Origin of the sequence: Nitriliruptor alkaliphilus DSM 45188 (assembly GCF_000969705.1) — a bacterium.
GTDB lineage: Bacteria > Actinomycetota > Nitriliruptoria > Nitriliruptorales > Nitriliruptoraceae > Nitriliruptor > Nitriliruptor alkaliphilus.
The window spans coordinates 5,290,347-5,311,572 of record NZ_KQ033901.1 but is presented as its reverse complement, the minus strand read 5'-3'; the positions used below and the strand labels follow the sequence as shown (position 1 = coordinate 5,311,572).

15 protein-coding genes and 2 pseudogenes are annotated in these 21,226 nt (G+C 73.5%); 5 read left to right on the top strand and 12 right to left on the bottom strand.

Going from position 1 to position 21,226, the window contains the following annotated elements:
- Positions 1-59 precede the first annotated feature (59 nt).
- Positions 60-1,016 (top strand): quinone oxidoreductase family protein, encoded by a 957-nt coding sequence (locus tag NITAL_RS24820; RefSeq protein ID WP_052668921.1) that lies wholly within the window; start codon positions 60-62, stop codon positions 1,014-1,016.
- On the top strand, positions 1,013-1,777 hold the full coding sequence (locus NITAL_RS24815; protein WP_083441997.1) for a GNAT family N-acetyltransferase: 765 nt from the start codon (positions 1,013-1,015) through the stop codon (positions 1,775-1,777). Before NITAL_RS24820 ends, NITAL_RS24815 begins: the two co-directional genes overlap by 4 nt.
- A gap of 21 nt (positions 1,778-1,798) precedes the next feature.
- Here the strand turns inward: NITAL_RS24815 and NITAL_RS24810 are convergent, their stop codons facing one another.
- Entirely contained in the window at positions 1,799-3,019 is a 1,221-nt protein-coding gene (locus tag NITAL_RS24810; RefSeq protein WP_052668920.1) for an aminoglycoside phosphotransferase/kinase family protein, read from the bottom strand.
- Between the two features lie 200 nt (positions 3,020-3,219).
- On the opposite strand from NITAL_RS24810, the gene NITAL_RS24805 reads away from it, so the two are divergent.
- Both NITAL_RS24805 and NITAL_RS24800 read left to right on the top strand, forming a co-directional pair.
- On the top strand, positions 3,220-4,905 hold the full coding sequence (locus NITAL_RS24805) for a bZIP transcription factor (RefSeq protein WP_052668919.1): 1,686 nt from the start codon (positions 3,220-3,222) through the stop codon (positions 4,903-4,905).
- Positions 4,902-5,306 carry a TraR/DksA family transcriptional regulator gene (locus tag NITAL_RS24800; RefSeq protein WP_211262668.1) on the top strand — a complete coding sequence of 135 codons (405 nt, stop codon included), beginning with the start codon at positions 4,902-4,904 and terminating at the stop codon, positions 5,304-5,306. Before NITAL_RS24805 ends, NITAL_RS24800 begins: the two co-directional genes overlap by 4 nt.
- On the opposite strand, the gene proB is transcribed toward NITAL_RS24800, so the two are convergent.
- The 4 genes from proB to rplU form a co-directional block, all read right to left on the bottom strand.
- Positions 5,299-6,420: a glutamate 5-kinase gene (gene proB, locus NITAL_RS24795; RefSeq protein WP_083442324.1), complete on the bottom strand. Its 1,122-nt coding sequence runs from the start codon at positions 6,418-6,420 to the stop codon at positions 5,299-5,301. The two genes, NITAL_RS24800 and proB, sit on opposite strands and share 8 nt — an antisense overlap.
- Positions 6,417-7,970, bottom strand: coding sequence for a GTPase ObgE (gene obgE / locus NITAL_RS24790; RefSeq protein WP_052668918.1), 1,554 nt, complete (start codon positions 7,968-7,970; stop codon positions 6,417-6,419). Before obgE ends, proB begins: the two co-directional genes overlap by 4 nt.
- A gap of 85 nt (positions 7,971-8,055) precedes the next feature.
- Positions 8,056-8,313 (bottom strand): 50S ribosomal protein L27, encoded by a 258-nt coding sequence (rpmA, locus tag NITAL_RS24785; protein ID WP_052668917.1) that lies wholly within the window; start codon positions 8,311-8,313, stop codon positions 8,056-8,058.
- A gap of 52 nt (positions 8,314-8,365) precedes the next feature.
- Positions 8,366-8,668, bottom strand: coding sequence for a 50S ribosomal protein L21 (gene rplU, locus NITAL_RS24780; protein ID WP_052668916.1), 303 nt, complete (start codon positions 8,666-8,668; stop codon positions 8,366-8,368).
- A 393-nt stretch (positions 8,669-9,061) separates the two neighbouring features.
- Between rplU and NITAL_RS24775 the strand changes: the two genes are divergently transcribed.
- A complete protein-coding gene (locus NITAL_RS24775) occupies positions 9,062-9,994 on the top strand; it encodes a ferredoxin family protein (RefSeq protein WP_052668915.1) in 933 nt (310 codons plus the stop codon).
- Between the two features lie 130 nt (positions 9,995-10,124).
- Here NITAL_RS24775 and NITAL_RS24770 read toward each other — a convergent pair whose 3' ends face one another.
- The 7 genes and pseudogenes from NITAL_RS24770 to NITAL_RS24745 form a co-directional block, all read right to left on the bottom strand.
- Positions 10,125-11,870 (bottom strand): aldehyde dehydrogenase family protein, encoded by a 1,746-nt coding sequence (locus tag NITAL_RS24770; protein WP_052668914.1) that lies wholly within the window; start codon positions 11,868-11,870, stop codon positions 10,125-10,127.
- A gap of 119 nt (positions 11,871-11,989) precedes the next feature.
- Positions 11,990-13,822 (bottom strand): ABC transporter ATP-binding protein, encoded by a 1,833-nt coding sequence (locus tag NITAL_RS24765; protein WP_083441995.1) that lies wholly within the window; start codon positions 13,820-13,822, stop codon positions 11,990-11,992.
- Positions 13,819-15,759, bottom strand: coding sequence for an ABC transporter ATP-binding protein (locus tag NITAL_RS24760; protein WP_157042077.1), 1,941 nt, complete (start codon positions 15,757-15,759; stop codon positions 13,819-13,821). Before NITAL_RS24760 ends, NITAL_RS24765 begins: the two co-directional genes overlap by 4 nt.
- A 174-nt stretch (positions 15,760-15,933) precedes the next feature.
- Positions 15,934-16,443, bottom strand: a pseudogene (locus tag NITAL_RS29665) (ribonuclease E/G); the annotation flags it as partial.
- 261 nt (positions 16,444-16,704) lie between these two features.
- Positions 16,705-17,115: pseudogene (locus NITAL_RS29660) on the bottom strand (ribonuclease E/G); the annotation flags it as partial.
- 1,161 nt (positions 17,116-18,276) lie between these two features.
- On the bottom strand, positions 18,277-19,041 hold the full coding sequence (locus NITAL_RS24750; RefSeq protein ID WP_052668912.1) for a TIGR03936 family radical SAM-associated protein: 765 nt from the start codon (positions 19,039-19,041) through the stop codon (positions 18,277-18,279).
- 82 nt (positions 19,042-19,123) lie between these two features.
- The gene (locus tag NITAL_RS24745) at positions 19,124-21,175 is read right to left on the bottom strand and encodes a TIGR03960 family B12-binding radical SAM protein (protein WP_052670073.1); all 2,052 of its coding nucleotides are present in this window, start codon (positions 21,173-21,175) and stop codon (positions 19,124-19,126) included.
- Positions 21,176-21,226 lie beyond the last annotated feature (51 nt).

The window sequence follows — 21,226 nt, the reverse complement described above, 5'->3', positions numbered from 1 at the left end:
GCTCCCGACGAGTGGGTAGCGTGTTGCAACCCGACCCGACGACGACAAGGTCCCACCACGTGCGCGCGATCCGTATCACCGAGTTCGGCGGCCCCGAGGTCCTGCAGCTCGTGGACGACCAGCCCGAGCCCGAGGCGGTGCCCGGCACCGAGGTGCTGACCGTCACGCACGCTGGCGTCAACTACGCCGACACCCACCAGGCCGAGGATTCCTACCTCGCCCCGCAGACCCTCCCACTGGTCCCCGGCGCCGAGGCGGCCGGCACGTTGCCGGGCGGCCGACGCGTGGTCGCCCTCCTCGCCGGCGGTGGGTACGCCGAGCAGGCCCTGGCCCCCGCCCCCACCACCTTCGACCTGCCCGACGCGGTCGACGACGGCCAGGCGCTGGCCCTGGTCCTGCAGGGCACGACCGCCTGGCACCTGCTGCGCACCTCCGCCCACCTCCAGGAGGGCGAGTCGGTCGTCGTCCACGCCGCAGCGGGCGGGGTCGGGACGCTGGCAGTCCAGCTCGCCAAGCGGTGGGGGGCCGGCAAGGTCATCGCCGTCGCCTCGTCGGAGGAGAAGCGCAAGCTCGCGCTCGACCTCGGTGCGGACGTCGCCATCGACGGCGCCGAGGAGGGGCTGAAGGAACGCCTCGAGGAGGCGAACGGCGGCAAGGTCGACGTGATCCTCGAGATGGTCGGCGGCGCCACCACCGACCAGAGCCTCGCGGCGCTCGCACCGTTCGGACGCCTGGTCGTGTTCGGCATGGCCAGCCGCCAGAACCCCTCCCCCGTCAACGTCGGCGAACTGATGGGTCGGTCGCGCGCGGTCGTCGGCTTCTGGTTGGTGCACGCGATGAAGAACCCGCAGCGACACCTGGCCGCGCCGATGCAAGAGCTGCTCCACCTCACCGCCGCCGGCGACCTGCGTCCCGTGGTCGGCGGCACCTACGCCCTGTCCGATGCGGCCGAGGCCCACCGCGACCTGCGGGCTCGGCGCAGCGTCGGCAAGCTGCTGCTCGACCCCAGCCGGTGAGCGATGGGTCCCTCGGCGCGGATGGCCGTCACCGGGACGGCCGTGACGCGGGGGCGCCGTCGCTCGCCGCCCACCTGACCGCCTGGCTCGGCGCGTGGCCACCCGAACTGCCCCTCGACGTGGTCGGCAGCGACGCCCGGAACCGGCCCGGCTGGGACGGGCAGGTCCGGCGGCTGCTCGGGGTGCTCGACCCCGACCCGCCGGACCTCGGCGAACCCGGCCTCCTCCTGTCGGTACCGCCGGACCGGGTGGAGCCGATCGAGTTGCTCGGCGGTCTCGATCCGGGGGTCCTCGACCAGCCGTCGTGGTGCGCCGCCGTCGCGCAGGCCCTGCGCGCGACGGACCAGCGCATCGGGACGGCCGTGCTGCGCTGGATCGACCGGCTCGAGCAGGTCGCCGACCTGCCGGACGTCGGTGACTGGGTCCCTCGCGGCGACCCGTCGCTGCCGGAGTGGCTGCGACCCTTCAACGCCCCCGAGGTGCTGCTGGTGCGCGACGCGGACGGCACCTACCTCGCCGGACTCGGCATCAAGGAGCACGACGAGCACGGCGCCGAGCTGGCGGTCGTGACCACGGAAGCAGCACGGGGACGCGGCCTGGCACGACGACTGGTGGCGACGGCCGCCCGCCGGGTGCTGGCCGACGGGCGGGTCGCCACCTACCTGCACGAGGCGGACAACCTCGCCTCGGCCCGCGTGGCCGACGCCGTGGGGTTCGAGGACCGCGGGTGGCGGGTCGTCGGCCTCGAGGATCGCGCCTGATCGGGGCTCGCGACCGATCGCTCACCTCGCCCGGGCCGCCCACGCCGCGGCACGGTCGATCCGCGTCCGGGTGAAGCGCTCCCACGCCACGTCCTGGACCCGGTAGGGCCCGGTCGCCAGGCCGAGCCACGCCGCAGCTGCCCCCCGCGCGAGGTCGCGGGGATCGAGCAGCCGCGCGTAGGCCTCGGCCACCTCCGCGGCGTACCGGCGGGCCCGGGCGTCGACCTGCGGCCACACCTCGCCGACCGCTTCGAGGTGGGCCACCAGCGATCCGGCGTCGTTGGCGAGCCACCCCTCCCCCGCCCCGTCCACGTCGAGCACCCCGACCAGCGCGGGCCCCTCGACGAGCAGCTGAGCCTCGTGCAGATCGCCGTGGACCGGCACCCGCGGGCCGCCGACGGCACGCGCGATGGCGGCGGTGACCTCGAGTTCGTCACGGCGGTCGGGGCAGAGGGCGGCCAGCACGGTGACGTGCCGCGTCGGGTCCGCGAACCGGGCCGGGTCCGCCCCCGCGGTCAGGTTCGCGGCCGCGAACCGTTCGGAGACCGCGACCAACGCGTCGGCCGGTGGGACCACCTGGTCGCCCGCCAGCGCGGAGCGCAGGGTCGTGCCCGCCAGCGCCCGGATCGCCAGCAGCCCCTGGTCGGGTGCGACGCCGACCACCCCGGGGACGGGGACCCCGGCAGCAGCGAGCTCGCCGTGCACCGTGGCCAACCGCGAGGCCCGGGCTCCCGCCATGACCTTGAGGTACAGGACCCGTGCCGCCGCCCCGGGGGTGTGGACGGCGACCTCGATGACGGCACGCCGGGAGGGCCGGTAGGCGCGGACCTCGAGGCCGACGTCTCCCGGGGGGACCTCGAGGCGGTCCAGCAGCTCACGCACCCGGGAGGCCGACGTCGCCGACGGCAGACCGGGCAGGAACGGATCGTCGGGGAAGCGCCACACCGAGACCGCCACCCCCGCGACCCTCACCTCCACCGGCCCGGTCGGCACCGGCTGGCGGTCGACGTGGGCGACGAGGGCGAGGTCGTGCCCGGCCCCGTCGAGCGTCCCCACCCTGGCCGTGTACAGCACCGACAGGGATCGACCGACGCGGTGGTGCACCGAGTCGACGCGCCACCCGTCGAGCCGGAGGTCGGCCGCGCCGAGCGCCGCCCCGAGGACCTCCGCCGCGTCGGGCCCCGTCAGGTGGGGACGGACGAGCTCCAGCGGGTCGGACGACGCGGCGTCGAGGTCGGCCACCGGTGGGTTCCTGAGGACGGGCCGGACCTCGGACGGCCGGCGGGCAAGGGATGCTGCCCGATGCACCGGTCGGTGCCCCGGAGCGCGTGCGAGGAAGCTCCTACCCGTGCGCTCGGCGGTCCCCAACGTGGCCCCCGGGTGTCCACAGCTCGCTCACATCCCGACGACCCGGCGCTGGCCACCCCTCTACCCTGCCCGCCATGACCGCACGCCCCGTCCTGCTCGCCTTCCTCGCCGGCGCCCTCGTGGTCGGCCTGATCGCCACGTCCATGGCGGCCGTGGTGTCCGCGCGTCGGGCCGCCGAGCACGAGCGACGGGTGGACGAACTCACCGCCGAGGTGGCCGAGCTACGGGCGGAGGTCGAGCGGCTCGAGGCCGAGGGGGGTGGCGGCCTCGACGGGCTGCTGGACGGACTCCTCGGCGACGGTGGTGGCGACCTCGGTGGCCTGCTCGACGGGCTCCTCGGCGGTGGCGGTGACGGCCTCGACGGGCTGCTGGACGGGCTGCTCGGCGGCGTGTCCGGTGAGATCCCCGGCGTGCGTTGCATGACCCCTGGTGGCGGAGGTCTCGACGGGATGCTGGACGGCCTCCTCGGCGGCGGGGACGGCGGCGACCTCGGCGGCCTGCTGGACGGCCTCCTCGGCGGCGGGGACGGCGGCGACCTCGACGGGCTGCTGGGCGGCCTCCTCGGCGGCGACACCGACGGCGACGACACCGACGGCGACGACACCGCCACCACCGACGATCCAGAGGACGTGGTCGACGTCATCGCCGAGCAGGTCGCCACGATGCGGGAGCTGGACTTCACCCACGACGTCGAGGTGGCGTTCCTCGACGACGCGGCGTTGGCCGCCGAGCTCGACCAGATCCTGGACGAGAGCCTGGACCGCGAGGAGCTCGCGGCACAGACCGCCATCCTCGTCGGATTGCGCGCCATCCCACGGGACGCCGACCTCGAGCAGCTCAGCCGCGACCTGCTCGAGTCGCAGGTCGCCGGCTTCTACTCCCCCGAGGACGAACGGCTGGTGGTCCGAACACCCGATGGCGACCAGCTCCGCCCGATCGACCGGATCACCCTCGCCCACGAGCTCGAGCACGCCCTCGTCGACCAGACGATCGGCCTGCCCGACCTCGACGACGGGCTCGACGCCGACGCCGCGCTCGCGCGGCTCTCGGTCATCGAGGGCGACGCCACTCTCCTGATGAACCTGTGGACCCTCGAGCACCTCTCGTTCAGCGAGCAGATCGGCCTGGCGGGCTCGGCTGACTTCGCCGAGCAACAGGCCCAGCTGGAGGCCTTCCCCCACTACCTCGCGCGCGAGCTCCTGTTCCCCTACACGGCGGGCCTCGATCTGATCTGCGACCGCTGGCTCGAGGGTGGGTGGGGCGCGGTCGACGCCTCGTACGCCGACCCGCCCACCACGACGGCCGGGGTGCTGTTCCCCGAGCGCGCGGACGAGCGCGCCGCCTCGCCGCCCTCCCTGAACGCTCCGCGCGGGGGGACCGAGCGGCTGCAGGACACCTTCGGCGCCGCGCCCCTGGCCTGGCTGTTCGAGGCGCCAGGCGGCGACGACGACGCGGCCCTCTCCGAACCGATGGAACGGGCAGCGGCCTGGGCCGGCGGCGCCGTCCACCTCTGGGACGTCGGTGGCGACCCGGTGGTCGGCCTGGCCCTGACCGACCGGCAGGCCGGCGATCCCGCCCTGTGCGCGTCGGTCACCGACTGGTACGCCGCCGCTGCGCCGAAGGCCCGCCGCAGCGGCAGCGGCGACGAGGTCCGGTTCACCGGGGACACGACGGCCGTGGTGCGCTGCGAGGGCGACGCGGTGCGGCTCGCCATCGCGCCCGACGAGTCGATCGCCGCCGCCGTCGTCGGCGCACGGTGACCGGCACCGACGACGGCCCCGGCGCAGGCGCAGGCGACGCTGCGAGGCTAGACGAGCGGCTCACGGCCGACCGCGAGCGGACCGCAGCACGCATCGCCGGGCTCGAACGTGACCTCGCGCTGCTGTTCGAGGCGACCGGTGACAGCCCCGACGACGAACACGACCCCGAGGGCGCGACCATCGGCTTCGAACGTGCACAGGTGACCGCCCTGCTCGCCGACGCACGCGCCCACCTCGCTGAGCTCGACGAGGTGGCCGATCGGGTCGCGACGGGCAGCTACGGCACCTGCGAGGGGTGCGACGGGCCCATCGGGGCCGAACGGCTGGCGGCTCGCCCCACCGCCCGTCGGTGCGTCCGCTGTGCCGAACGTGGCGGGACGATCCGAGGTTCGGTCAGCTGAGGACCACGAGGTCGTCGCGGTGGATGACCTCCCGCGCGAACGCGGGACCGAGCTCCGCGGCGGCGTCACGGGTCGAGCGTCCCGCCAGCTGCGTGACCGACGCGACGTCGTAGTTGGCGAGGCCCCGGGCCAGGACGTTGCCGTCGGGGTCGACGACCTCGACGGCGTCCCCGACGGCGAAGTGCCCGTCCGCGCGGATCACCCCGACCCCGAGCAGCGACGTCCCGCGCCGCCGCAGCGCGTCGGCCGCTCCCGTATCGACGTGGACGCGCCCTCGGACGGTCAGGGCGAAGCCGATCCACAGGCGGCGCGCCTCGAGCCGACGCTGGCCGGCGACGAACCAGGTGCCGACCTCGACGCCGTCGAGCACGTCGGCGAGCACGCCCGGCCGCCGCGCGTCCGCGACCACGGCGTGGGTCGCGCTGCGGACCGCGACACGGGCCGACTCGACCTTGGTGCGCATCCCACCGGACCCGACGTACGACCCGGTCCCGCCGATCATGGTGCCGTCGAGCGCGTCCACGTCGTCGACCTGGGCGATGACCGGCGCGTCCGGGTCCTTGCGCGGGTCGCCGTCGTGCAGCCCGGCCACGTCCGAGAGCAGCACCAGCAGCTGTGCGTCCAGCATCGAGGCGACGAGCGCGGCGAGGTGGTCGTTGTCGCCGTAGGACAGCTCGTCGGTGGCGACGGCATCGTTCTCGTTGATGATCGGCACCGCGCCGAGGTCGAGCAGCCGCTGCAACGAGGTCCGCGCGTTGAGGTAGCGGGCGCGTCGGACGAAGTCGTCCTGGGTCAGCAGCACCTGCCCGGCGGCCAGCCCGGCCCGTTCGAAGACCCGCTGGTAGGTCTGGATCAGCTCGCTCTGCCCCACCGCGGCGCAGGCCTGCAGGGTGGGCAGGTCGACCGGACGGCGTTCGAGGCCGAGCAGACCCATCCCGGCGGCGACCGCACCGGACGAGACGAGCACCAGTCGGGTCCCGGCTCCGCGGGCCGCCACCAGCTGCTCGGCGAGCTGGGTGACCTGGGGGCGATCGAGCCGCCCGTCGGTGCCCCGCAGGGACGACGAGCCGACCTTCACCACGGCCAGCTGGGGCCGCGCGAACCGCCCCGTCACGGCCCGTGCTCCTCGTCCACGGCGACCGTCGGACCTGCGTCCTCGGTGCCCACCTCCCGGCCGTCCGCGCCGAGCTCGGGGGCGTCCACGTCCTCGTCGTGATCGTCCGCGATCTCGTCGTGGTCGTCGAGCTCGCCCGCGAGGATCGCCTCGCGCTCCTCGGCGGGCAGGTCGTCGAGGTTCGGCTCGAACTCGAAGACCAGCCCCCCGATGACGACCTCGTCCCCCTCACGGGCACCCGCGTCGACCAGCGCCGCCTCGACGCCGGCACGGCGCAGGCGCCCCTGCAGGTAGCGGACCGCGTCACGTTCGGTCAGCGGCAGCATCTGGACCCACCGTTCGACCCGCTCGCCGCGCACCACGTACCGCGCCGCGTCGTCGCGGCCGACCGAGAAGTCCCGCTCGTCACGACGGATGGGGCGCAGGGTGACCTCGGCGTCCTCGTCGGGCGTCACGGTCCGCAGCCCGACGCGCGCGCGTTCGGCCGCCACCAGCTCACCGAGGCGGTAGCGCAGCGCATCGAGGCCGGCCCCGGAGATGGCCGACACCTCGAGCACGTCCACGGGGCGTTCGTCCGCGAACTCGTCCACGTCCTCGTCGCCGCCGATCTCGGCCGCCAGCTGGTCGCGGATCAGCTCGGCCATGGCCCGCCCGTCGGGCAGGTCGACCTTGTTGAGCACGATCAGCTGTGGGCGCTCGAGCAGCGAGGGGTCGTGCTTGCGCAGCTCCTCGCGCAGGATGGCGAGGTCACGGACCGGGTCGCGGTCCGGCTCGAACGGTGCGGCGTCGAGGACGTGCAGGAGCACCAGGCAGCGCTCGATGTGGCGCAGGAACTGGATCCCGAGCCCCTTGCCCTCGGCCGCCCCCTCGATCAGGCCGGGCACGTCCGCCAGGACCACGTCGATCGGGTCCCCGTCCGGCGTCTCGCCGCCGCGCATCAGGCCAAGGTGTGGGGTGAGGGTGGTGAACGGCCAGGCCTCGACCCGCGGCGTCGCGGCCGACAGACGCCCCACCAGCGAGGACTTGCCGGCCGACGGGAAGCCGACGAGGCCGACGTCGGCGATCAGCTTGAGTTCGAGGCGGAGGGAGCGTTCGGTGGCGGTCTCGCCGTGCTCGGCGAACATCGGCACCCGGCGGTAGCGGGTGGCGAACGCGGCGTTGCCGCGACCTCCGCGGCCGCCGCGGGCCGCCACGAACCGGTCCCCCGGCCGCGCCAGGTCGGCGAGCACCGTGCCGCTGTCACGGTCGCGGACCACGGTGCCGACCGGCACCGCCACCACGTTGTCGGCGCCCCAAGCGCCGTCGCGTCGGTTGCCGGCACCGTTCCTGCCGTCCTCGCCCCGGCGGTGCGGACGTCGGTGCAGGTCCAGCAGCGAGGCGACCCGTTCCTCGGCCACCAGGATGACCGACCCACCGTTGCCGCCATCACCGCCGTCGGGACCACCGCGCGGGACGTGCTTCTCGCGGCGGATCGAGACCGAACCGTCCCCACCGGCGCCACCACGGACGTGGACGGTGCACTCGTCGACGAAGCTCGGGCCGTCTGCCACGTGCGTTCCTACCTCGAGAACGACGGAGGGCGGCCCATCGGGCCGCCCTACCGCGCTGCTGCTGGATGTTCAGTCGCGCCGGACGTCAGGCGTCGACCGGGTCGACGTTCGCCGTGGTCCGGGGACCGCTCTTGCGGAAACGCACCGCACCGTCGACGAGCGCGAAGAGGGTGTCGTCGCCACCGCGGCCGACGTTCTCGCCCGGGTGGATCTTCGTGCCCCGCTGGCGCACGATGATGCCGCCGGCGCGGATCGCTTCGCCGCCGTACTTCTTCACGCCGAGGCGCTGTGCGTTGGAGTCGCGGCCGTTGTTGGACGAGCCGCCGCCCTTCTTGTGCGCCATCGTGGCTACCTCTCTCGTGGACCCGGCGTCGCGAGCCCTCGGTGGTGACGGATCAGATCGAGTCGATCCGGATGGTGGTCTGCGGCTGACGGTGACCGCGCCGCTTGTGCTGCCGCGACTTGTTCTTGTAGGTGAACACGCGGATGTACTCGGCCTTGCCGTGAGCCGTGATGGTGGCCCCGACGGTCCGGTCGGCGAGGTCGGGCCCGGCGGTGACCGCACCCTCGTCGTCGACGACCATGACGGCCGGCAGGTCGACGGTCGCACCCACGTCGCCGACCAGCTTCTCGACGGTGAGTTCCTGACCGGGCTGGACCCGGTACTGCTTGCCACCCGTGGCGACGACGGCGTACACGGCTGCACCTTCGTGTTCTGTTCGGTCCCGTCCCCTCGCGCCCCGGGGGGCGGATCTGGGGAGGCCAGCGCCCTGCGGCGTGGCACGGTGGATGGGACCGGTCCGGTCTGAGGTCCGGGTCTGCGGGCGTCGGTCGTGGGCTCCAGCCGGCGCGGAGGCCGTGCAGGACCCACGGACCGGACGTGGGGGGTCGCGCGAGGACGTCCAGGGACGTCACGCGGTCGCGAGAGGCTACCGGCGGTGCGCCCGGTGGGTCAAACGGTCCACGGTGCGCGCGCTCACGGCGTCCGGCCCCGTGACCCGGCGTCCAGCCGCCAGGCGCGGCCAGCCTACGCTCCCAGCCGTCTCCTGCCTGAGCGACGCACCCCGGCCGGCCGCCCGAGAGGACCGCGTGTGACCGACGCGCCGTCGAGCAGCACCTGCGTGCTGCTCGCCCGTGCCCACGGCGCCCAGCTCGCGGGGACCGCGCCCGTGGCCACCGGCTGGGTCCTGGTGGAACAGCCCGGCCCCTGGGGACGCAGCGCCCTCACCGAGTCGGGGCTCGACCCGACCATCGGGGCCGCCCTCGAGGCCGCCGCGGGGGACGGGGTCCGGGTGCAGGTCATCCGGCGCCCCGGCCTCGGCAACGGCAGCCGGTTCGTGACGCCCCGGACGGTGGTGCTCGCCCACACGGGACCGTCGCCGTGGGCCGAACAGCTCGAGCTCACCTCGGACACCGACCTCGCACGCCTCGACCCGAACCTGACCCTGGCACCCACACCACCGGGCCTCGGCCTGCGCGTCGAGCAGCCCCTCTGGCTGGTGTGCACCCACGGCCGACGTGACCGGTGCTGCGCCACCTACGGGCGCCCCATCGTCGATGCGCTGGTGGCCCTGCACGGCGACGCGGTCTGGGAGGTCAGCCACGTCGGCGGGCACCGGTTCGCGGGCAACCTCGTCGCACTCCCCGACGGGACGGTCTACGGCGCGCTCCAGGTCGCCGAGGCGCTGCGGGTGCTGGACCTGCACCGTGCCGGCCGCCACGACCTCGCCCACCTGCGCGGACGCAGCCACCTGCCGCGGGCCGCCCAGGCCGCCGAGGTCCTGGCCCGCACCGAGCTCGAGGTCGACCGCCGCGACGCGGTCACCGTCTCCGCGGCGGGTGCACCCGGCACCGACGGGGCGATCGCGGTCGACCTCGATGTGGAGGGCCGGACGTACGTCGCCACCGTGCGCCAGGTACCGACGGGCGCCAGCTACGCGCAGTCCTGCGACCGCGGCGAACCCGAGGACCCAGGCCGCTGGCACCTGACGGCCCTCCAGCCGGCCCCCTTCGGCGACCGGTAGCGACCGGTAGCGACCAGCCGCACCCAGCCGCGCCCTTGCAACCGGTAGCGACCAGCCGCACCCAGCCGCGCCCTTGCAACCGGTAGCCACCAGCCGCACCCAGCCGCGCCCTTGCAACCGGTAGCGAGGGTCAGCCGCGGGCGGCGGCCCAGAGCAGGCGGGAGAACGCCCGGGGGTCCCGGGTCGCGGTGAACGCCGTGAGCGCCTTGGCGAGGGGCGCCAGCTGCTTGTGGGTGTGGAACCACGGCGGCTTGAGCGGCAGCCGGAACGGGCCGCGACACACCGACTTCTCGACGTCCTCGAGCAGGAAGGTGTTGTGCACCACGCCGGTCCCCGAGCCGATGTCCTCGGGGGTGTGCCCTGGGTAGGCGCCCCAGCTCGGCGACACCATGCCGTAGAGCACCCCCGACCAGTGGTTGACGATCACCGAGCCGTAGCGCAGTTGGTCGATGGCCCGCTCGACCGCGTCGGCGACCAGCGGGTCCTCCAGGGACTTCGGGTGCACGATGATGCTCGCCGACAGCGACCCCCACAGCCGGTCGTTGCAGAACTCGACCGCCTGCTCGATGTACTCCACCACGGAGCGTGGGGCGTCGAGCGGGACCTCGCCCATCACGCCGCAGAACGCCTCGGTGGTGAAGGCGATGTCGTCCTCGGCGTCGGGGTCGAGCTCGGGGATCAGGGTGAAGGGCACCTTGTCGTCGCCCTCCTCGCCGAACCACTCCGACTGCCCGTGGGCGCCGGTGAACGCCCTCCACCGGTCGACGGCGCCCGGGTAGTACGGCTCGCGGGGCGCGGCGACACGGAGCGAATCGCGCACGGCGTTGAGCAGGTGGCTGCGCCTGGCCCAGGACCGGTGGGTGACGATGACGCGGGCGGCGACGCAGTTGAACCCGCCGTTCTGGACCAGCATCGAGGCGATGCTCTCGCCGTGGAAGGCGATGTCGCTGTCCGACCACGGCCCTGGGACCACGATCACGGGCGAGACGTTGCCGAGCTCGGAGCTGATCGGCTTGGTGAGCTTGGGGTCGTTCGCGGCCTTGCGCTTCGCCCCCTCCTCCCCCGGTCCGAACACGATGACGTCGTGGGTCTTGTCGGAGCCGGTGATGTGGATCTCGGTGACGTCGGGGTGCTCGCACAGGTGGGCACCCTCGGCACTGCCGCCGTACACGATCCGGAGGAACCCCTCGCGGACCAGCGCCTGGAACGCCTCGCCGATGTGGGGTCCGAGGTGCTCGTTGACCGGGTTCATCTTCAGGATGCAGACGCGGTCCTCGGCGAACAGCTTGTAGAGGAGGTCCATGGGCCCGATCGACGACACGTTGCCGGCGCCGAGAACGAGGGCGACGCCCGGCTCGGGCTTGCCACCCGGTCGGTAGATGCGGCCCATCCGCTCGACGGCCTGGTCGAGGGTGACGTCGGGCAGCAGCCGGATCTCACCGGAGAACCCGGTGAGGGTCAGCTGGTCGACGACGTCGGCGGGGAACACCTTGGCCACGACCTGCCCGTTCGGCGCGACGCCGATCTCGGGCGGCTGCGGGCGTCCCGTCTCGAGCACGTCGGTCAGGGTGCGCTTGAGCCGCTGGAGGTTGCCGAGCACCGCGTTCGGGCCGTACAGCCAGTCCTCACCCATCAGCGGCGAGTCACGGGCGATCCCCTTGGCCTCGGCGCCACGCACCGCCCACGCGGGTGCCGCGGCCAGGGTGTCCTCGATCAGTTCGTCGAGGAGGGCGATCCGGGCCGGGACGTCGACGTCCTGCCACGCCTTGGCGCGGTCCTTGAGCGAGGCGACGGCAGCATCGAGGTCGGCCGTCGGTGTCGGGGGGATGGAGGCGTGCGCCTCCGGGATGTCCATCGTGCCGACCGCGGTGGTCACCGGTGCGCTCTCCTCGTCCCGACGTCGCTCTCCACGGCGAGGGTAGAGCAGGGGGCCGGTCGCGTGAGGTTCGGCCCGGTACGGCCGCGTACCGGTGGACGTGATGAACGGACGGACGGTCAGCGGGCGCTGCCGGTACCGGCGACCCAGGAGCGGTGCAGACCGGCGTAGATCCCGCCGGCGTGTCGGGCGAGGTCGTCGTGGTGGCCCCGCTGGATGATGACCCCGCGGTCGAACACCAGGACCTCGTCGGCGGTCTCGGCGGTCGACAACCGGTGGGCGATGGTCACCGTGGTGCGACCCGAGGTCAGGCCCTTGAGCGCTCGCTGCAGGCGGACCTCCGTGGCCGGGTCGACCGCCGACGTGGCCTCGTCGAGGACCAGCAGGTCCGGGTTGGCGACGTAGGCCCGAGCGAGAGCGACCAGCTGACGCTCCCCCGCGGACAGGCCCGCGCCGCGCTCGCCGACGACGGTGAGGAGGCCCCGGGGCAGCTCCTCGAGCCAGTCGGCGAGACCGAGCTCGAGGAAGGCGAGGGTGAGGTCCTCGTCGGTCGCCTCCGGCCGGCCGTGACGGATGTTGTCAGCCACGGTGCCGTCGAACAGGGCGCCGTCCTGCGGGACCATCACGACCCGGGAGCGCAACGAGTCGAACGCGACGCGGTCGATCGGCACTCCGTCGATCAGCACCCGCCCCTCGGTGGGGTCCATCAGCCGGGTGAGCAGCTTGGCGAAGGTGGTCTTGCCCGACCCCGTCTCGCCCACCACGGCGACGTGGGACTGCGGCGCGATGCGCAGGTCGATGTCGGCCAGGACCACCGGCCCGGACGCCTCGCGGGCGAGCTCACCCGGGGCCGGGTAGCGGAACGAGACCTCCTCGAAGGCGAGCTCGATCGGGCCGGGCGGCAGCGTCACCCCGTCCTCGGGATCGGCCACGTCCGGCTCGACATCGAGCACGTCGAGCACCCGCCGCCACCCCGCCACCGCGGTCTGACCCTCGTTGATGACCTCGGTGGCGATCAGCACCGGCTCGATGAAGAGGTTGATCAGGAACAGGAAGGCCACGACGGTGCCCGCGGTGACCGCGCCGTCGACGCCGAGCACGACCCCGGCGACGACCGCGCCGCTGGTGGCGAGGGCCACGAACAGCTCGCCGCTGCCGGAGAAGACCGCCGAGTAGGTGCCCGCCTTCACCGCGGCGCTGCGGTGGTCCTCGATGGCGCGGTCGAGCTGGTCCTGGGTGCGCCGCTCGATGCCGTAGGCCCGCACCACCGGCGCGCCGACGACGGTCTCGGCCAGGCGCCCGAGCAGCGCGCCGACCTTGGCGCGGACCACGATGTAGGCGGCGGTCAACCGCAGCTGGAACCAGCGGGCGGTGAACGCGAACGGGACCGACACCAGCACCACGATCAGCGTCAGCTGCCAGGAGTAGAACCCCATGACCAGGAGGCTGACGATCAACTGACCGGAGGCGGTGATGAGGTTCAGCCCGCCCCACTGCATGAAGCGACTGATCTCGTCGACGTCGGAGGTCACCCGGGCGACCAGCGAGCCGCGCTGTTCGGACGCCTGGTGCAGCATCGACAGGTCGTGGATGTGGCGGAAGGCGCGCACGCGCAGGCTCGACAGGGCGGTCTCGACGACCCGGGCGAGGCGCGCGTTCATCCAGGCGCTGGCCAGCGCGGTGAGCAGCACGGCGACCCCGGCCGCGGCGACCGCGACGGTGACCGCACCGAGGTCGACGCCCGCGTCGGTCAGACCGTCGTCGATGGTGCGCTGGACCGCGATCGGCACGATGGCGCGCCCGGCGGTGGCGACCAGGGCGAGCAGCAGGGTGAACGGCAGACCCACCTTCAGCTCGGGCGACAGCGAGACCCCCCGGATCACCGTGCGCAGCGCCCCTTCGACGGGGCGGTCGGCGTCGCGGCGCGGTGCCGTGGTGGTCGAGGCGCTCACGGGTGCACCTCGGCCTCGTGTTCACGCTGCTCGTAGGCGGTCACGAGGTGGGCGTAGGCCGGGACCTCGGTGAGCAGCCGTTCGTGGGTGCCGCGGGCCAGGACGCGCCCACCCTCGATGAACACCACCTCGTCGGCCAGCGCGATCGAGCCGCGGCGGTAGGCGACGAGCACGACGGTGGCGGGCAGGGCCGCCTCGGACAGGCCACGCAGGATGTCGGCCTCGACCGACGGGTCCACGGCGGAGGTGGCGTCGTCGAGGACCAACAGCCGCGGTTCGCGCACCAGGGCTCGGGCGAGGGCGATGCGCTGCCGCTGGCCCCCCGAGAGGGTCGAGCCTCGTTCGCCGACGCGCGTCTGGTACCCGTGCGGCAGCTCGGTGACGAACCCGTGGGCTTGGGCGAGCCGCGCAGCCGCCTCGACCTGGGCGTCGGTGACGTCAACGCCGAGGGTGATGTTCTCGCGGACCGTGTCGTCGAAGAGGAAGGCGTCCTGGAACACGATGGCCGCGCGCGCCGCCAGCTCGTCGCGCGACAGGTCGCGCACGTCGTGGTGGCCGAACTCCACGACGCCGTCATCGGGGTCCATCAGACGCACCAGGAGCGCGGCGATGGTCGACTTGCCGGAGCCGGTGGCCCCGACGAGCGCCACGGTCCGCCCCGGTGCGATCTCGAAGGTCATGTCCTCGACCCCGCGCCGCTCGTCGTCCAGGTCGCCCGCCGCGGCGTCGTCGGCGGGGAGGTCGCCGTCCACCCCGTGCGGCGAGGGTGCGCCGGCCGCGAACGCCAGGTCGGCGTGCTGGGCGAGCGCGTCGCGGACGTCGATCGGGTGGTGGTAGCCCACCCCGTCCATCGCGACCCTCGCGCCGCCGTCACCGGCACCGGAGGCGCTGCCGTGGTCGGTGCGCTCGTCGGCGACCAGGACGCGGGCGACCCGGTCGAAGCCCACGACGGCGCGGGGCAGCTCACCGAGGAGCCAGCCGAACACACGCATCGGCAGCGCCACGAGGCGGAACAGGTAGGCGAAGGTGACCAGGTCCCCGGGCCCGAGGGCCCCAGCCGCGACCCGGCGTGAGCCGACGAGCAGCACCAGGAGGATCCCGACGTTGGGCAGCGCCTCGATGACCGGGTCGAACGCGGCGCGCAGCCGTCCGACCTCGATCATCTTGTCGCGCAGGTCCTCGGAGGTGGCGCGGAACCGGTCGGTCTCGGCGCCCTCGCGCCCGAGGGTCTTGACCACGAGGGCTGCGTCGAACGATTCGTGGGCGACCTCGCTGACGTCCGACCGCGCCTGCTGAGCGACCGTGGCCGCGACGCGCATCCGACGCTGGTAGTACCAGTTGGCCAGCCCGAGCAGCGGGCCGATGGCGAAGCCGATGGCCGCCAGGGCGGGGTCGGTGACCACCAGCAGCCCGCCGGCGATCACCAGCAGCAGCACGGTCCCGAAGGCCATCGGCAGGGGCGCCGCGACGAAGAAGGCGGACTCGACGTCGGCGTTGGCGTTGGACAGCAGTTCGCCGGTGGTGTGGCGGCGGTGCCAGGACAGCGGCAGCTCGAGGTAGCGCCCCGTGACCCGGCGGCGGTAGGCGGCCTGGAGGGTGTACTGGCCGACGTAGGCACCGAGGCGGCGACCGACGACCCCCACGGCCTTGAACAGGGCGACGCCGACGATGGCGGCGACCGCGAGCACCAGTGCGCCGCGGTCGACCTCACCGGCGGCGAAGGCGGGCAGGATGACCTGGTCGGTCACCCGTCCGAGGACGATCGAGGCCGCCACGGTCATCGTCGCGTAGATCGCCGCCCCACCGATGCCGTAGGTGAAGGCCTTCGGCGCGCCACGCAGCGTGTGTCTGATGACCACGAGGCCCCGGCGCACGAGCGAACGACCCGGGTCGGTGGGGACCACGGGTCGACGGGTGGGAGCGGACCGGTCGGACACGGCGGCGAGGGTACGCCCCCCGTGGGACCTCTCGACGTGGACCCCGTCCGCCGCCCATCCGCCAACCTCTACTCGACCCGCTCGGCGCGCGGGAGACGTCAGCACCGGGCCGCGGGTCGGACGCCCACGACCGGGCGTCCGACGCAGCCGCGGGTGGGGTCAGTCGAGCTCGCTGATCAGGCCGCGGCCCTCGCACGCCTCACAGGCGTGGCTGAAGGCTTCGACGAGGCCCTGGCTGACGTTCTTGCGCGTCATCTGGACGAGGCCGAGGCGCGAGACCTCCGAGACCCGGGTCTTGGTGCGGTCACGCAGCAGCTCACGCTTGAGGCGCCGCACCACCTGGTCCTGGTTGGCCTTGAGCAGCATGTCGATGAAGTCGATGACGATGATCCCGCCCATGTCGCGCAGGCGCAGCTGGCGGACGATCTCGTCGGCCGCCTCGAGGTTGGTGCGCAGCACCACCTCCTCGAGGTTCATGTCGCCGTTCCCGGTGAACTTGCCGGAGTTGACGTCGATGACCTTCATGGCCTCGGTCGACTCGATGATCAGGTAGCCGCCCGAGGGCAGCCAGACCTTGCGGCTGGTGGCCTTGCGGAGCTGGTCGGTGACGTCGAACCCGTCGAACAGCCGCGGCAGCTTCTCGCGTCGGGCGCGGGCCGCTTCGAGGTCGACGACGGCCGGCACCACCGCCGTCGAACCGGAGGCACTGGCCGCCTCGTCGACGGGCGCCTCCTTGGGGGTGGCGTCCTCACCGTCGGCGGTCGCAGGCGCGTCAGGTGCATCGGGGGTGTCGGAGGAACCCGCGGTGTCGTCCGCGGTGTCGTCCGCCGCCGGTGCGTCCTCGACCCTGGCCTCGTCGGCCGTCGCCGGATCGGCGGCCGCCTCCTCGACGCTCGGCGCACCGGCCGCGCGGGCCCGGGCGTCCGCGGTCGGCTGGCCGTAGAGCTCCACCTTGCCGGTCAGCTCGGGGGCGACCTCGTCGAGGTAGCCACGGACCTGGTGGTAGAGGTCCTCGTCGTCGACGATGCAGCGCTCGAACTCCGGTCCGAAGTTGTCGCGGATGACCTTGACGACCAGCGGCGGCTCCTCGTACACCGCCGTCATCGCCTTCGCCCCATCGGCGGCCTCCTCGACCTTCTCCCACTTGGCCAGCAGCCGCTGGAGGTCGGCGGTGAGCTGCTCCTCCGATGCGTTCTCGGCCGCGGTCCGCACGATCACCCCGTGGTGGTCGGGCTTGACCGACCGCACGATGCGCCGCAGCCGATCACGTTCCTTGTCGGTGAGCTTGCGCGAGATCCCGAACAGGTCGGAGTTCGGCGCCAGCACGCTGTAGCGGCCGGCCAGCGAGAGGTGCATCGTCAGCCGCGGCCCCTTCGAACCCATCGGGTCCTTGGTGACCTGGACGAGCACCTTCTGGCCGGGCTTGAGGACGTTCTCGATGCGCTGGTCGGCACCCTCCTCGAGGTCGAGCTCGTCGTAGAGGACCTCACCGGCGTACAGGACCCCGTTGCGACCCTTCCCGATGTCGAGGAAGGCAGCCTCCATGCCGGGCAGCACGTTCTGCACGCGCGCCATGTAGATGTTGCCGACGAACGTGACCTCCTTCTTGCGCGTCACGTAGTGCTCGACCACGGTGCGGTCCTCGAGCACGGCGATCTGCGTGCGGTCCTCGCGGTTGGTCACCAGCATCGTGCGCGGCGGCCCCTCGAGGATGGCGCGACGCACCTCCTCCGGGACGCCGCCGACGCGCTGGCCACGACCGCGACCACCGCCTCCGCCACCGCCACCGCTGCGCCCGCGGCCCTTGGCGGCCATGCGGGTACCGCCCTTGGCGATCGCTGCGGCGACGTCCTGATCCGCCTTGGACGCGGGTCCGCCGCCACCGTCACGTTCGCGACCGGAGCGGCTGGGCTGATCCCCGTTGCCCTTGGCCTTGCCGTCGGCCGTCCCGTCCCCGCCGTCGGCGGCGGCGTCCGCAGCCCCACGTCGCCCCTCGACCCGTCGGCCACCCTCGCCGCGCGCCCCGTCACGCTGCCGGTCACGCTGCCGGTCACGCGAGGTGTCGACCTGCTCGTCGTCCGAAGCCCGGTCGGAGCTGGACGCCGCGTCGCTGCCGCCCTCGCTGCGGCCGGCCCCGCCGCCCTTCCCGCGCCCGCGACCGCGGCGACCGCGACGGCGCCGCCGCGTGGTGTCCCCGTCACCGTCGCTGCCGTCACCGCCGGAGCGCGCCTCGCTGCCGTCGTCGCTGCGCGAGTCGGCCTCGCCGACGTCACCGTCGCCGGAGCGCGCCGCTCGCGTCGCGTCGTCGGCCGGTGCGTCGGTCCTCTCGGCACTCGCAGCGCCGTCAGCGCCATCAGCGCGGGCACCCTGGCCACGACGGCCGCGTCCACCGCGCCTGCGCGTACGCGAGCGGCCACCACCGTCGCCGGTGGTGCCGTCGGGGGCGTCGGCCTCGCGGGGCTCCTCGTTCGGGGTCTGATCGTTGTCGGTGCGGTCGGTCACGGGGGGCTCGTTCGGTTACGCGGCCTCCGCGTCGACGTCGAGAACCAGCGGTGCGACCTCGCCGGACAGGGCCTCTCGGAGGCCGCCGTCGACGGGTTCGCCCTGCGCCACGCGCGTGGTGAGCGCGGGCGGGGCCACGTCCGGATCGCGGTCGGGCCCGGACACGACATCGGTCGCGAGCGCCGTCTGCAGGTCGGTGGGTCGCACGGTGGGGCCGTCGTTGCGGAGCACCGCTCGGAGGACGGTGCGCGCGCCACGGGGGTCGTGGCGCGTGCCCACGGCGAGCGTCAGCAGGGCCGGGCGCACGTCGACGATCCGATCACCGTTGGGACGGCGTCGGATCACCTCGGCGTGCTCGGCAGCGAGCAGCTGACGGCCGCGGGTCGAGAGCAGGGCGGTCAACTCGTCGGCATCGACGGGTGGCCACTCGAGCTCCCAGAGGGTGGCCCGGAGCATGCGCGCGAGCTTCGGCGCGCCGTCGGGCACCTCCACGTAGGTCGTGATGTCCATGCCCTCGGGGAGGGCAGCGGACAGCGCCGCGAGGTCCCGGTCCGGGACGATCGGCGCGGCGAAGGTCAGCTCGGCGTACTCGCCGGTGGAGGAGACCCCCACCGGCAACGCGTCCGGGAACGAGACCTTCGCGTGCGGGCTGAAGCCCTCCGAGTAGGCGATGGGCAGGTCGGCGCGGCGCAGGGCCCGTTCCCAGACCGAGGACAGGTCGCGCGCCGACACGAAGCGGACGCGACCCTCCTTGGTCCAGCGGATCCGGTAGCGCTGCAACCGATCCTCCTCGTCGTCTCTCGTGGTCTGGTGGTCGTGCGGGGGGGAACGTGGATCTGGCGGGACCGCCGAGGTCGGGGGGTCAGCCGCCGACGTAGCGTTCGGCGACGGTCGGCAGCTGGTCGGAGCCGCCCAGACCGCTGGGTACCACGGGGAGGGTCTTCCGCCCAGCACCCATGTTGTACGAGCCGCCCTCGTAGCCGGTGTCGTGCTCCAGCGACAGGCCCGGGCAGACCCCGCAGTCGTAGCACGGCGTCCACCGGCAGTCCTCGAGGGCCGTGTCGGACGTGGCGTCCTGCCAGTCCTTCCAGAGCCAGTCCTTGTCGAGCCCCGAGTCGAGGTGGTCCCAGGGCAGCGCCTCGTTCTGGTCGCGCTCGCGGGCGATGTACCAGTGGAGGTCGACGCCGGTCTCCTCGAGGGCCTGCATCCAGGTCGACAGCGTGTCGATCTCGTGCCAGCCGTCGAACTTCGCACCGAGGCGCCACGCACGCTCGACCGCGGCGGCCACCCGGCGGTCACCGCGGGCGAGCAGCCCCTCGATGACCCCCTCCTCGGGATCGTTGGTCCGCAGCTTCAGTCCGCTCACCTTGCTGATGGCCTGACGGATCAGGGCGAGCTTGCGACGGATCTCCTCGCCGGTGTCCTGCGGCGCCCACTGGAACGGCGTGTGGGGCTTGGGGACGAACCCCCCGACCGAGATCGTGACCTTGTTGGCGCGGCCGTGCTTGCGCGCGACCTCCCACACCTTGATGCCGAGCTCGGCGATGGCGAGGACGTCCTCGTCGGTCTCGGTGGGCAGGCCCACCATGAAGTAGAGCTTGCAGTGGCGCCAGCCCTGCGAGAACGCGATCTCGGCCGTCCGGAGCATGTCCTCCTCGGACACCATCTTGTTGATGACGGCGCGCATGCGCTCGCTGCCGGCCTCGGGGGCGAACGTGAGGCCCGACCGGCGACCGTTCCTGGCCAGCTCGTTGGACAGGGTGACGTTGAAGGCGTCCACGCGGGTCGAGGGCAGCGACAGCGAGGTCGTGGTGCCCTCGTACTCGTCGGCCAGGTCGCGAGCGATGGCCCCGATGCCGGAGTGGTCGGCGCTGGACAGGCTGAGAAGGCCCACCTCCTCGAAACCGGTGTCCTTCACCCCTTCGGTGACCATCTTCTGCACGGTCTCGGGCAGGCGTTCGCGGACCGGGCGGGTGATCATGCCGGCCTGGCAGAACCGGCACCCGCGGGTGCAGCCGCGGAAGATCTCGACGCTGAAGCGCTCGTGGACGGTCTCGGTCAGCGGCACGATCTGCTTGACCGGGTACTGCCACTGTTCGAGGTCCTGCACGGTGCGCTTCGGGACCAACGCGGGCACGCCGGGTTCGACCGGGACGGTGCGCAGCAGGCGGCCGTCACCGGAGTACCGCGCCTCGTAGAACGCCGGGACGTAGACGCCCTCGACGCCGGCGAGGCGCCGGAGCAGCTGGTGGCGGTCGTCCGCGGCAGCGGTCCCGGCGGCGACGTCACGCTTCCAGGCGCGCAGGACCGCGTCGATCTCGAGGGTGACCTCCTCGCCGTCACCGGCCACCACCGCGTCGACGAACGGGGCGAGCGGTTCGGGGTTGAACGCGGCGTGTCCGCCGACCAGGACGATGGGGTCCTCGGTGGAGCGGTCGGCGCTGCGGATCGGCACCTGACCGAGATCGAGCAGGTTGAGCAGGTTGGTGTGCCCGAGCTCGTGGGGCAGCGACACGGCGAACACGTCGAAGGCCCACAGGGGCCGGTGGTGCTCGAGCGAGAAGGTCGGGATGTCGCGCTCGCGCATCCGCTCCTCGAGGTCGATCCACGGGGCGTAGGCGCGCTCGGCCATGGCCGTGGGCCGGCCGTTGAGGACCTCGTAGAGGATCTGGATGCCCTGGTTGGGCTGGCCGACCTCGTAGGTGTCGGGGTAGCACAGCAGCCAGCGGGTCTCGGCGGCGGTCCAGTCCGTGCGGACCTGGTTGTGCTCGACGCCGACGTACTGGGCGGGCTTGCTGACGTCGGGCAGGAGCGGCTCGAGGGCGTCCCAGACCGTGCCCGGGACCGTCGCGGCGGCACCGGGCCGGCGGAACGCGGCCCGCTGACCGCGCGGCGGGGTCGGCGGGGCGGCGATGGTCGGCGCGGTGCCGAGCACGGCGAAGCTCCTCGAAGCGTGGGGCGGGTC

What these genes read in the sequence shown, in the direction of transcription:
- NITAL_RS24805 (WP_052668919.1), top strand. Translation starts at nt 3,220, where the DNA reads ATGACCGCACGCCCCGTCCTGCTCGCCTTCCTCGCCGGCGCCCTCGTG.
- rpmA (WP_052668917.1), bottom strand. Translation starts at nt 8,313, where the DNA reads ATGGCGCACAAGAAGGGCGGCGGCTCGTCCAACAACGGCCGCGACTCC.